The sequence below is a fragment of the Streptomyces sp. NBC_01210 genome, assembly GCF_036010325.1.
GTDB lineage: Bacteria > Actinomycetota > Actinomycetes > Streptomycetales > Streptomycetaceae > Streptomyces.
On sequence record NZ_CP108549.1, the window covers coordinates 5,687,265 to 5,699,433 of the forward strand.

Annotated in this window: 11 protein-coding genes and 1 riboswitch; of the genes, 7 read left to right on the top strand and 4 right to left on the bottom strand. The window is 69.9% G+C overall.

Going from position 1 to position 12,169, the window contains the following annotated elements; genetic code table 11:
- The first annotated feature begins 66 nt into the window (after positions 1–66).
- The 3 genes from OG735_RS26000 (at position 67) to OG735_RS26010 (ending at position 2,867) form a co-directional block, all read left to right on the top strand.
- Positions 67–855, top strand: coding sequence for a class II aldolase/adducin family protein (locus tag OG735_RS26000; RefSeq protein WP_327325546.1), 789 nt, complete (start codon positions 67–69; stop codon positions 853–855).
- Positions 856–1,061: 206 nt separating this feature from the next.
- Complete coding sequence (locus OG735_RS26005; RefSeq protein ID WP_442812490.1) at positions 1,062–2,234, top strand: hypothetical protein; 1,173 nt, start codon at positions 1,062–1,064, stop codon at positions 2,232–2,234.
- A gap of 105 nt (positions 2,235–2,339) precedes the next feature.
- Positions 2,340–2,867: a DoxX family protein gene (locus OG735_RS26010; protein ID WP_327325548.1), complete on the top strand. Its 528-nt coding sequence runs from the start codon at positions 2,340–2,342 to the stop codon at positions 2,865–2,867.
- Between the two features lie 168 nt (positions 2,868–3,035).
- Here OG735_RS26010 and OG735_RS26015 read toward each other — a convergent pair whose 3' ends face one another.
- A complete protein-coding gene (locus OG735_RS26015) occupies positions 3,036–4,355 on the bottom strand; it encodes a PspC domain-containing protein (RefSeq protein WP_327325549.1) in 1,320 nt (439 codons plus the stop codon).
- A 140-nt stretch (positions 4,356–4,495) separates the two neighbouring features.
- Between OG735_RS26015 and OG735_RS26020 the strand changes: the two genes are divergently transcribed.
- The 3 genes from OG735_RS26020 to OG735_RS26030 all read left to right on the top strand — a co-directional run bounded on the left by OG735_RS26020 (position 4,496) and on the right by OG735_RS26030 (position 7,825).
- Positions 4,496–5,797 (top strand): PspC domain-containing protein, encoded by a 1,302-nt coding sequence (locus OG735_RS26020; RefSeq protein ID WP_327325550.1) that lies wholly within the window; start codon positions 4,496–4,498, stop codon positions 5,795–5,797.
- On the top strand, positions 5,794–6,489 hold the full coding sequence (locus tag OG735_RS26025) for a response regulator transcription factor (RefSeq protein WP_327325551.1): 696 nt from the start codon (positions 5,794–5,796) through the stop codon (positions 6,487–6,489). The genes OG735_RS26020 and OG735_RS26025 overlap by 4 nt, the downstream gene beginning before the upstream one ends.
- 70 nt (positions 6,490–6,559) lie before the next feature.
- The gene (locus OG735_RS26030; RefSeq protein ID WP_442812624.1) at positions 6,560–7,825 is read left to right on the top strand and encodes an alpha/beta hydrolase; all 1,266 of its coding nucleotides are present in this window, start codon (positions 6,560–6,562) and stop codon (positions 7,823–7,825) included.
- 77 nt (positions 7,826–7,902) lie between these two features.
- Here the strand turns inward: OG735_RS26030 and OG735_RS26035 are convergent, their stop codons facing one another.
- Positions 7,903–8,658, bottom strand: a complete 756-nt coding sequence (locus tag OG735_RS26035; protein ID WP_327325553.1) for a GNAT family N-acetyltransferase — start codon at positions 8,656–8,658, stop codon at positions 7,903–7,905.
- Positions 8,659–8,777: 119 nt separating this feature from the next.
- Positions 8,778–9,848: a C40 family peptidase gene (locus OG735_RS26040; RefSeq protein ID WP_327325554.1), complete on the bottom strand. Its 1,071-nt coding sequence runs from the start codon at positions 9,846–9,848 to the stop codon at positions 8,778–8,780.
- A 333-nt stretch (positions 9,849–10,181) separates the two neighbouring features.
- On the opposite strand from OG735_RS26040, the gene OG735_RS26045 reads away from it, so the two are divergent.
- Positions 10,182–10,535, top strand: a complete 354-nt coding sequence (locus tag OG735_RS26045; RefSeq protein ID WP_327325555.1) for a hypothetical protein — start codon at positions 10,182–10,184, stop codon at positions 10,533–10,535.
- Between the two features lie 184 nt (positions 10,536–10,719).
- Here OG735_RS26045 and OG735_RS26050 read toward each other — a convergent pair whose 3' ends face one another.
- A complete protein-coding gene (locus OG735_RS26050; RefSeq protein ID WP_327325556.1) occupies positions 10,720–11,925 on the bottom strand; it encodes a C40 family peptidase in 1,206 nt (401 codons plus the stop codon).
- A 2-nt stretch (positions 11,926–11,927) separates the two neighbouring features.
- Positions 11,928–12,091, bottom strand: a riboswitch (cyclic di-AMP (ydaO/yuaA leader).
- Between the last annotated feature and the right edge of the window lie 78 nt (positions 12,092–12,169).

The window sequence follows — 12,169 nt, forward strand, 5'->3', positions numbered from 1 at the left end:
GTGGAAGCCGTGCGAGGCGCGTGAAGTCTCTGGTCAGTTGCGGTACCCGAAGGTAGCTTCCCAGCCATGACTGAGACGCCCGCTCCGATCCCCGTCGAGCAGCTGCGATTCGCCATGCCGCCCGTGCATGAGTCCGTCGTGGACGAGCGGGCGTACCGGAAGGAGCGGCTCGCCGGGGCGCTGCGGCTGTTCGGGCGTTTCGGGTACGAGGACGGGGTGTCCGGCCATATCACCGCACGGGACCCGGAGTTCACCGACTGCTTCTGGGTGAATCCCTTCGGCGTGCCGTTCGCGCATGTCGCCGCCGGTGATCTGATCCTCGTGAACGGGGAGGGGCAGGTCGTCGTGGGGCGGTACCACGTCAACCAGGCCGCGTTCGCCGTACACGCCCAGGTGCACCGCGCGCGGCCCGAGATCGTCGCCGTCGCGCACACCCACTCCGTGCACGGGCGGGCACTGTCCGCGCTCGGCGAGCTGATCGAGCCGATCACCCAGGAAGCCTGCGGCTTCTACGAGGACCACGCCCTGGTCGACAGGTACACCGGAGTGGTCGTCGACGAGGAGGAGGGGCGGCGGATCGCCGGTGCCCTCGGTGCGTACAAGGCCGTGATCCTGCGCAACCACGGGCTGCTGACCGTAGGCGACTCGGTGGACGCGGCAGCCTGGTGGTTCATCTCCATGGAGCGCTGCGCGCAGGTTCAGCTCGCGGCGCGGGCGGCGGGCAAGCCCGTGCTGATCGAGCACCGGGACGCGGTCGCCACGCGCGAGCAGCTCGGCACCGATCTGGTCGCATGGATCAACTACCAGCCCCTGTGGCGGCAGATCAGCCGGGCCGAGCCCGACCTCATGCAATAGGGAGTGGTCAACCCGGCAATGGCGGATTCACCCGCTGTGGCCTCGGGCGCCGCGGCAGGCGCCCCTTCCGTACGGCACAATTCCCAGCAATCAAAGGGAAGTTCAGTCGGTGCGGGGCGGGGAAGGCGGCGTCGGTCGTGGCGGTGCAAGAAGCGGGACAGTGCGACGAATGTACGCACGGGGCGCGCGAAGGGCATCGGCGGGCAGTGGCAGCCTTCCTCGCCAAGCGGGACGAGCTGGCCACCGGGCAGGGATTACCGGTCGCTCTCTCGCACTCGCCGGTCGCCTCGCGCCAGTGGGTGTCGGACGAGCTGACGCAGTCGGCGCGCACCGTCGCCGATCGCAGCCGTGAGGCGGGCGAGGTCTGGCTCCACCTGATCTGGTGCCGCACGCTGTTGGTCGTGTGGGCCGGCCTCGCGGTCCTGGCGCTGGGGCAGACGGTGACCGCGATCGGCGCGGGCTGGACGGGTGCGCGTACGGCAGGGTTGCTCGCCGCGCTCACCGTCGGTGGGCTGCTGACCGGCGCGGCACGGCTGCACCGGTCGCGCGGCGGGCTCCTCGCGCCGCTGATCGGCGAGGACAACCGCCTCTCGACCTCGCGCGCGGTCGCCACGGCATGGGTGCTGCTCGCCGTCTTCGCCGTCCTTGTGCTGGCCCTCCAGCTGGCGTTGGCCTCGTCCGCCGCCCACCGGGACGCGCTGATCGAAGGGCTCGACCTGGCCCGCGGCGCAGGCATGCTCTCCGTCCTCGCGCTCGTGTGCGCGATCGCCGTCGTCGTACGCCGCGTGGTCGCCGTACGCGTCCTCGGCAAGCGGCTGCAGAAGGTGCGTGCCGACCGCCCGAGGCCGGCCGATCTGCTCTGCGACGACGCCGGCCGCGGCAGCTTCGCGGATGTGCAGTACGTGCTGGTGAGCGCCGCGGCGGTGATCTTCGCGCTGGTTCGGCTCGCCCGCCGGCCCGAGCAGCTGCCCGACCTGCCGTGGGGGCTCGCGCTGCTGGTCGCGGTCTCGGCGATGACGTACTTCGCCGGGAAGCACGCGGAGGGAGGCCGGCCCGTCGTGTTCGCGGTCGTCCGGGCCCGCGAGGCCGGGGACCTGGACGCCCCGATCCGTACCGGCGACGACATCGAGATCCGCGGCGCCGGCTTCGTACCGCCGGGCGCCGGGGCCCCCGACCGGCTCGCCCGTATGGTCGTACGCATCGGTGCCGTCCATGTCCATGTCCCGCTGATCCCGGTCACCGGCGGATTCGCCAACCCGACCGACACGGTGCTCACCGTGCCGGTCCCGGCGGAGGTCGAGCCCGGGCGGGTGGATGTGCAGGTGGTGACGGCATCGGGAGCGGAGAGCAACCGCTGCGCCATCGAGGTGACGGACTGACCGGCGGGCAGGCTGTTGTCACAGAGTGAGCCGCACGTCTGGTGAGCCGCGCGGCTTCGTCGTACGTATGGTCAGTTGACGGGTCAACCGAAGGTGGGACCAGCGATGACACACACATATCGGACGACAGCGACCTACGGCACGGTCGACGGAGGCGGCGGACGCGGCGGCTTGAGGGAGCGGGCGGGGCACTACGCCCTCCTGCCGCTGCGGATCTTCCTCGGCGTGACCTTCATCTATGCGGGCATCGACAAGCTCATGGACAGTCAGTTCATGGCGGCGAGCGGAGCCGGTTCCGTCGGCGACCTCATGCGCAGCGTGCGCGACACCTCCGCCGTGCCCGCCCTTGTCGATCTGGCGCTCAAGAACCCCGAGGGTTTCGGCTACGCCATCGCCTTCGGCGAGCTCGCCGTCGGCATCGGCACCCTCGTCGGACTGCTGGCCCGGCTGGCCGCGCTCGGCGGGGCGCTCATCTCGCTGAGCCTGTGGCTGACCGTGAGCTGGCAGACCGAGCCGTACTACTACGGCAACGACCTTGCCTATCTGATGGCCTGGCTGCCACTGGTACTCGCCGGGGCTTCGTTGCTCTCGCTCGACGCGCTGTTGGCCAAAAGGCGGCGCCGGATGCCGTAGTACGTCAGGCTCACCGCCCCGGCCAGGAACAGACCGCCGAATACGACCGGGAACACCACATAGAACGGTGTCTGCCAGGAGCCGGCCGCATCGCCCGCGTACAGCAGCGCTGCGGCCAGCACGGCGAGACCCGCGACCAGCTTGCCCGGCCGGAAATCATGCCGGAGTTCACGACGCGGCACGGGTCACCTCCACCTGTCCGATGCCCACTTCGAGATCCAGATCCAGTGTGCCGGTCGGCTTCGCGCCGGCGGGCGCGGGGAGCGTCTGCCGCCGTTCCTGATCGGGTGAGACGTCGATGTCGTCCGCCGCGTCGTCGGGCAGACGGATATCGCCGAGACCCGCCTGGGCCCGCAGCTTCACCGTCGCGTTCTTCGGTACGACCACCTTGAGCTGACCCGCCGCGACCTCGGCCCTCGTCGACACCGTCCGACCCGCGGGGACGGCGAGGGAGGACAGGTCGAGCGTCGCGACTCCCGAGCCGAGCTCGTAGCTCGGCCGGACGGCGGCGACCGAGGCCGGCTTCCACTGCGTACGTGTCCACTCGGTGGTGATGTCCTTGGGCAGCGCAGCGGCTCCGGCCAGCAGTGCCGCCGTGATCACCGTCAGCATGATCGTGCCGAAGCCGGTTCGGCCGAGCAGCGAGCTGACCAGCAGACCCATCCCGAATACCGCCAGCGCGCAGACGAGCCCGATCTGCACGCTCGTGCCCAGCGGTTGGCTGTCCCAGCTGGTCCCGGTGCCGAGCCCGCCCGCGAGGAGCGCGAGAAGGAAGACGGTGCCGCCGATTCCGCGGGGCCCGCGCACATACGCGGGAGCCGCGTTCGGCCGGCGCCGGCGCGGCGCCCCGGTCTCCGCCACCGCACTCTCCGGACCCCACAGATAGCCGGTCGGCACCAGCCCTGTCGTGCCGTCCTTGACGATCGGGTCGCGCCACCACGAGGGCCTGTCGGGCACGGGCGGCGCCTTCGTCTCGGGCGGCGCCTCGGCGACCGCATGCGCCGTCGCCGCATCCAGCGGTACACCGTCGGGCGCGGTGAGACGGCGGCGCTGCGACCACACGGCGGCGCCCGCGACCGCGAGGGAAAGCAGCGCGGCGAAAGCGAGCGTCCCGCCGTTGCTCAGCATGGAGAGGAACACTCCGCAGCCGATGAGAGCGAGGAGTACGGCGGTGAGGGAAGCGCCGTCGACCCGGCCGGACAGCAGCCGGCGCGCCTCGTTCTCCTCCTCGTCCTCGAACGGGATCAGCAGCCAGGCGAAGCCGTAGAAGATCAGGCCGATGCCGCCGGTCACGGAGAGCACACCGATGACGATCCGGAATATCACCGGGTCGATGTCGCAGTACCGGCCGAGCCCGCCGCAGACACCGGCCACGACTTTCTGGCGGGGTGTGCGGCGCAACTGCTGCACCTCGGGCGGCGCCGGAGCGGGCTGCGCCTCCGGCTGCGCGTCGTGCGGCGCCGCCGGTGGCGGGGTCGGCTGAGTCATACGTACATGGTGACGGGCGCCGCGCTGTGATGGCACCCGCGCCGACCCTGGCCCTTCCCTGATATCGCACCCGGCTTTCAGGGTCGGTTTAAGGGACGACCCTGATACCGCGGCCTGTCCTTGCATGTGACGATCGGGGCATGCCAGTCGCCACGCCCCGACCCGCCGGTCCCTCCCGCGCCCCCGCGCCGGAGGAGCAGCCGATGCGCAAGCTGTACCGCAGCGCCGACGGCCGGATGCTGGGCGGCGTGGCGCGCGGGCTGGCCGGTCATCTGGGACTGCCGGTCATCTGGGTACGACTCGTCTTCCTCGGCCTCTTCATGGCCGACGGCCTCGGTGTGCTGCTGTACGCCGTCTTCTGGATCGTCGTACCCCTCGGCGTCGGCGGCAGGACCGCAGAGCCGCGCTCCGTCTTCGAGACCACGCCCGACGGCCGGCGGCGGCTGCGCAAGCCCGACAAGGGCCAGCTCTTCGCGATGGTCGCGCTGCTGATCGGCGCCGCGGTCTTCGCCGGCAATGTCGAGATGGGCAGCAGCGCCAACCGCTATGTCTGGCCGATACTGCTGATCGGCGCTGGTGTGGTGCTGGTGTGGCGCCAGGCGGACAACGCCCGCCGCGCCCGCTGGGCCACACTGTCGACGGACAGCCGGCGCCGTCGGCTGCTGCAGCTGGGCCGGGCGCTCGCCGGTGTGGCGCTGGTCGGCATGGGCCTGACCGTCTTTATGGTGGTCCGCGGCTCGGCGGCCCAGCTCGGCAACGTACTGACCGCCGCGATCGCCGTCATCGCCGGTGTCGCTCTGCTCGCGGGGCCGTGGCTGGTACGGATGACGCAGGACCTCTCGGAGGAACGGACCATGCGCATCCGGGCCCAGGAGCGTGCCGAAGTCGCAGCCCACGTCCATGACTCCGTACTGCACACCCTCACCCTGATACAGCGGAACGCCGACGACGGCGGCGAAGTGCGCCGCCTCGCCCGTGCTCAGGAGCGCGAGCTGCGGAACTGGCTCTACAAGCCGGAGGGGACGGGCAAGGACGAGGACGAGGAGCCGGACACGCTCGCCGAGGCGGTGAAGAAGGCCGCCGCCGAGGTGGAGGACAAGCACGGGGTCCCGCTGGAGGTCGTGGTCGTCGGCGACTGCCCGCTCGACGAGAAACTGTCCGCACAGATGCAGGCCGCGCGTGAGGCGATGGTCAATGCGGCCAAGTACGGTGGCGAGGGGGGCGCGGTCCAGGTCTACGCGGAGGTCGAGGGCCGTACGGTCTTCGTGTCCGTACGGGACAGGGGACCGGGATTCGATCCGGATTCGGTGCCCCAGGACCGGATGGGCGTAAGAGAATCGATCATCGGCCGGATGCAGCGCCACGGCGGAACGGCGCGACTGCGCTCGGTTCCCGACGGGGGCACCGAGGTCGAGCTGGAGATGGAGAGGGCGGGCGAATGACCGAGACCGAGGCTGCTGGAGAGAGCACCGAGCGGCGTGTACGGGTCGTGCTCGTCGACGACCACCGGATGTTCCGTACCGGAGTGCAGGCCGAGATCGGCCAGACCGACCGCACCGGTGTCGAGGTGGTCGGCGAGGCCGCCGACGTCGACCAGGCACTCACCGTGATCACGGCGACCCGTCCCGAGGTCGTCCTGCTGGATGTGCATCTGCCGGGCGGCGGCGGGGTGGAGGTGCTGCGCCGCTGCGCCTCGCTGATGGCGGCCGCGGAGCATCCCGTACGGTTCCTGGCGCTGTCCGTGTCCGACGCGGCCGAGGATGTGATCGGGGTGATCCGGGGCGGAGCCCGCGGCTATGTCACCAAGACGATCACCGGTACGGATCTGGTCGACTCGATCTTCCGGGTGCAGGAGGGCGACGCGGTCTTCTCGCCGCGGCTCGCGGGCTTCGTGCTGGACGCGTTCGCCTCGACGGACGCACCGCCGGTGGACGAGGACCTCGATCGGCTCACTCAGCGGGAACGGGAAGTCCTGCGGCTGATCGCGCGGGGTTACGCGTACAAGGAAATCGCGAAGCAGCTGTTCATCTCGGTGAAGACGGTGGAGTCGCATGTGTCGGCGGTCCTGAGGAAGCTTCAGCTCTCGAATCGGCACGAACTGACCCGATGGGCGACCGCCCGACGTCTCGTCTAGTCTCCGTTGTGAGGTAACTGGTACATAGGCGGGCAACCAGTTGCGCCGAGTTCACCTCTTGTTTTGCGTGATGAATTTGACGGGGCACACCTTCTTCTTGATCACGATCGTCCTGGTCGTGATCGCCGTCCTGCTGCCGCTGCTGCTGTGGAGCCGGCTGCGCGGTCCCGCTGTGGTGCGGGGCGCCGGGCGGTTGTTCATGGTGCTCTTCGCACAGGCCACCGCCGTGCTCGCGGTCTTCGTGGCAGTGAACAACGCCAACGGTCTCTACGACAGCTGGGACGATCTGCTCGGCACGACCGACCATGTCGACACGGCGATCGACCTCGGACCGAGCGGCACCGGCGGCAGGCAGATCTCCTCGCTGCCCAAGGTTCCGCTGAAGTTCGAGAAGGTCGACGACCCTCAGCTCGGCAGCGGCTTGCTGCGCACCTCGCTCAAGGGCTCCATATCGGGAGTGTCGGGCGAGGTGTATGTCTGGCTGCCGCCGCAGTACAACGATCCCGCGTACCGCAACAAGAAGTTCCCGGCCGTCGAGGTGCTCTCCGGCTTCCCCGGTACGTCGAAGAGCTGGTTCAAGGCACTGAAGTTCCAGGACAAGGTCCAGCCGCTGATCGAGTCGGGCAAGGTCGCGCCCTTCATCCTGGTCTCGCCGCGGACCATGCTGCTCGGCAAGTCCGACGCCGGGTACGCGAACATACCGGGCGAGGTCAACGCGGACAGCTGGCTGACCGTCGACGTACGCAAGGTGGTCACCGACAACTTCCGGGTCTCCCCGAACCCGGAGAACTGGGCCATCGCCGGCTACTCGGCAGGCGGGCACGGCGCCGCCAAACTGGCCCTGGCCCACCCCGACCGCTTCAGCGCCGCCGTCAGCTTCTCCGGGTACAACGACCCGGCCGTCGAGCGCGGCTCGCTGACGGGCGCGGACCCGAAGCTGCGGCACGAGAACGACGTTCTGAACATCCTGAAGTCGGCGAAGAAGCCGCCGCGTGTGTCGCTGCTGGCGATGGGCGAGGGCGCGGACGGCTATGAGCCGGGGCTCGCGCTGAGGCGCGTGGCCAAGCCGCCGACGCAGGTGGATGTACGGCAGACGTGGGGCGGGCATCTGCCGGTGGTGTGGAGCAGGGAGCTGCCTTACGCGTTCGAGTGGCTGACGCGGCAGATGCAGCTGCAGCACCGGGGCGGCGTGGACGCCGGGGCGCCTCGGGGCGGCGGAGGGCCCAGCGTTGGCGGGGTGTCCCATGAAGCCCAGGACGGTCAGGCGCCCGACAACGGCCAGGGCGGCTGCCGGTGGCGGCCTGCTGGAGTGACAGCGGTGGCCTGTGGGGAATGACAGCGGTGGCCTGCTGACGTGACAGCGGTGACCGCGCCGGAGTGACAGCGGTGGCCTGCTGACGTGACAGCGATGGCCTACTGGAGTGACATATCGGTCTTGTCGCCGACCCGCCGGTAGCCGATCCCCGCGTAGATCCGCTCGATGTCCGGGTCGCCCGGCTCCAGCCAGACGATGCGGCAGCCCCGGTCGAAGGCGGTGGCCGTCAGATACGCGGACAGGGCCGCGCCGATGCCGCGGCGGCGGTGCGAGGAGGCGACCGCCAGGCCGCACAGCTCGCTCAGTCCGTCGGCCGGGACGGAGCAGCCGCCCGCGGCGACCGGTGTGCCGTCCTTGTCGTCCGTGGCGAGGCCTGCGACTCCGCCGCCCTCGTTGGCCCCGCGCAGCCAGGCGATTTCGCCGTCGGTCGGGTCCCCCGACTCGCCGTACGCGAGATGCTGCACGCCCGCAGCGGCGGTGTACCCGGCCTCGTCGGAGGGCTCGGTGAGGCTGACTCCGTCGACCGGCGCCGGGGTTATGAGGGATTCGGGCGTGCAGGCCAGCAGTGGTGCGCGGCGCTCGACCGTGAAGCCGGCCGCGAGCAGAGCGGGCTCGACCTCGGGCGCGCACGACGGCAGGAACTCCAGGCGTGGCTGCCGGTCGCGCTCGCGGAAGACGGCGATCAGAGCGTTGACCTCTTCGGTGGTCGGCTCCGCGCCATGGTCGGGGATGGCGTAGTTGGCCGGTGGGATCGCCCAGTTGGGGTTGTAGCGCACGGTGAAGGGGCCGACGCGGACGTGATCGGGCGAGCGGAGCGTGAGCGTGCGTACGTAGTTCTGGACGTCGACGTCCACGGGGGCTCCTGCCGCGATCGGGATCTTGGGACGCCGGGGATGGTGTCACTTCCGTGCGCGGCCGGGCAACCGGTTTGCGAGCGGTTCGCGGTCCCTCCGGTGGCGCGGCTCTGCGGCGGTTACACGGGTCGGGCCGCACCCGCGAAGGGCATCTGGTCGATGGGCGCAATGCGGACGGGTGCGCCGGGACGGGGTGCGTGAATCATCTGGCCGCCGCCGATGTAGAGGCCGACATGGGAGATGCCTGAGTAGAAGAACACCAGGTCGCCAGGGGCGAGTTGAGAGCTGGACACGCGTTCGCCGGTGTTGATCTGGGTGTAGGTGGTGCGGGGCAGCGAGACGCCGGCGGAGCGCCAGGCGGCCTGTGTGAGACCGGAGCAGTCGTACGAGCCCGGGCCCGTCGCACCCCATACGTAGGGCTTGCCGAGTGCTCCGTACGCGTACGCGACGGCTTGTGCGGCACGGGAATTGGGGGCCCGGAGCGAACCGCGCGGGACGGCGGAGCGGTCGGCGCGGGCATCAGTCGCTCCGCCCGTACCGCCGTACGCGGAGTTGTACGCCGCGCGCTGCTCGGCGGTCATCCGGGTCAGCAGACGCTCGGCGGCGGCGAGCTTCTCCCGGACGGTGGACCTGTGCTTCGCCAACTCGGTCTGCCGGGCCTCGAGAGCTCTCATCCGCTCGTCGGCCCGCGCCTTCAACCGTGCGATCTCCACCAGCTGTTGGTGTACGCCGGTGATCGCGTCCGCGTGCCGCTCGCCGACCCGCTCGGCGAGCGCGGCGCGCTCCAGATACTGGTCGGGGTCGGAAGTGAGCGCGAGCTGCAGGCCGGGGTCGATACCGCCGGCGCGGTACTGGGCGGTGGCGATCGAACCGAGCGCGTTCCGTGAGGTGTTGAGCCGCTCGGTCCTGCGCCCGGCCTCGTCGCGCAGCGCGTCCAGTGACTCGCGCGCCCTGGCGGTCTGCTCCTTGGTCTCGTTGTACTTCTCGGTGGCGGCCTCCGCCTCCTGGTACAGCTTGTCGACCTTGGCCTTGATCTGTGCGGGGCTGAGGCGGGGCTCGGCGTGCCCGGCGCCTTCGAATGCGGTGGCGGTCGCTGCGCCGGCGAGCGCGAGAGTGGCGGCGGTACGGGCGGCGGGCCCGGTGAGCGGATGCTGCTTGGGTTTCCGGTGCGCTGCCACGAGGGCGTCCACGTCCTTCCGTTCCCTGCCGGTCCGAGTCGGAGTCCGACGGCGGACCGCACAGGGGGAGCGGCCCGCCGCCGGATTTCTCGGCGGTGGTGACTGACGGCCGCCCGGGAACTCGGCGGCGGTGGGGAGTCGGTCACCTGAGGGAGGACGCTAAACCTGGGGGTCACGGGAAAGAGGCGTAAGGACCGATGTTGGCCAAAGGTGGACATGAGGGTGCGCCTTGTGAGAGCCCTGCCCATGGTGCCGGACCGCATTTCCGTACCGGAGTGACCGATGAGGCGAACGAGGCCCACCTGCCCGGAGAGCGGTGGTATGGGGGCGGTTAGGCTCCGCCTCATGGACGTACTCATCAATGTCTTCGTCGCCCTGCACATCATCGGCATCGCGTCGCTGCTCGGCGGCTTCCTCACTCAGATGAAGGCGATAGGCGCGGGAGAGGCACGCTTCACTCCGGCGATGCTGCACGGCGCGCTGACGATGCTGGTCACGGGCGTGGTGCTGGTGGGCCTCAACCAGGCGGACGATCAGGCGGTGAACAACCTCAAGATCGGCATCAAGCTGGCGGTGCTGATCGTGATCCTGGGCCTTGTGTATGTGAAGCGGGACGAGGAGAAGGTGGAGAAGGCGCTGTTCGGGGCGGTGGGCGGACTGACGGTCGCGAACATCTTCATCGCCACGCTCTGGACGTGAGAACGCCGCTCCCGATGTGAGAGCGGCGCTCTCCGTACGTGGCACATCCTCATGTACGTGGCACGTCTTCCGTACGTGGCCTTCCGTACGTGGCACGTCTTCCGTACGTGGCCTTTCGTGCTGGGAACGCCCGGGCGCGGTCGGCTCCGGGCGTTCCACTTGTTCCGCTGTGCCGGTTGTTCCGCTATGCCGGACGCACGCTGCCGTAGATCGGCATGTAGTAGATCGACTCCTCTCGGACGTTCGCGCCGGGCTTGGGCGCGTGGATCATCTTGCCGTCGCCGATGTAGATGCCGACGTGGCTGATGTCGTCGTAGAAGAAGACCAGGTCGCCCGGGAGCAGATCCTTTGTCGCGAGCCGCTTGCCGACCTTCACCTGGTCCCAGGTGGTGCGCGGCAGATCCACGCCGGCCGCCTTCCATGCGGCCTGGGTCAGTCCCGAGCAGTCGTACGAGCTCGGGCCCGTGGCGCCCCAGACGTACGGCTTGCCTATCTGCGAGCGGGCGAACGAGAGGACCTTGTCGGCCTTGGCCGCGTACGCACCGTCGCTGGAGCCGGTGCCTGTACCTGTACCTGTGCCCGTACCCGTGCCGGTGTCGCCGCCCGGCTGCTGCGCCTGCTCCCGGCGCTTGCGCTCCGCCTCCGCGTCGGCGCGGGCCTTCGCCTCCTCCTTGGCCTTGGCCTCGGCCTTGCGGCGCGCCACTTCCTCCTTCTCGCGCTCGATCGCCGCGAGCCGCGCCTTCTCCTCTGCGGTCAGCTTCGACAGCAGCGAACGCGCCTCGCTCAGCTTCGCCTGGACTTCCTGCTTGCTGGTGCGCAGCGCCTTCTGGGAGTCCGTGAGCGACTCGAGGCTCTTCGTCGCCTCCGCGCGCTGCTTGGCTGCTGCGGCCCGCTGGGTCTCATAGTCGTCGATGACGGTGCGCTGACGGTCGGTCATCCGGTCCATCAGCTGTGTCTGGTCGAAGTACGCCTGCGGGCTGTCCGCGAGCAGCAGGGCGGCGGTCGGGGTGACCGCGCCCGTGCGGTACTGCGCGGCCGCGTAGTTGCCGAGCGTGCGCCGGGACTCGTTCAGCTTGTCCGTGCGCTTCGCGGCATCGTCGAGCAGCTGGTCGACCTCACGCCGCTTCTCGTCGGTGGATTCCTTGGCCTTGTTGTACTTCTCGGTCGCGGTGCCGGCCTGCCGGTACAGGTCGTCGACCTTCTTCTGCACCTCCTCGACGGAGGGCTTCGGCTCGGTGGGCGCGGCGTTGGCGCTCTGCGTGGACAGCAGGGTGACGGAGGCGAGGGCAGCCGTCGTGAACCCGACGGCGGGGGAGTTGGTGCGTAGTCCTGCCATTCCGGCAATTCCGGTACGGGTACGCGGTTTGCGATGCGACGCCAAGGCCGGCATCTCCTTCTTCCGTGGACCGCCTACCGGGTTAGCTGTCGGGTTCGGGCGGAACGGAAGGTCGCCCTACGGACCGAGGGGGGACGGTCCGATTCACCCCAGGTTGTGCATGGTGGGTCCCCGGTTCCGAACTCCCGTGAAGAGAGCTCGAATTCGGCGCAGGCCGCCCGATTCGGCGCGAGTCGCCAGGGGGGTACGGGCTGCCTGATCGAGCACGCTAGCCAACTCGTGCGGTTGCTGTGAAGGT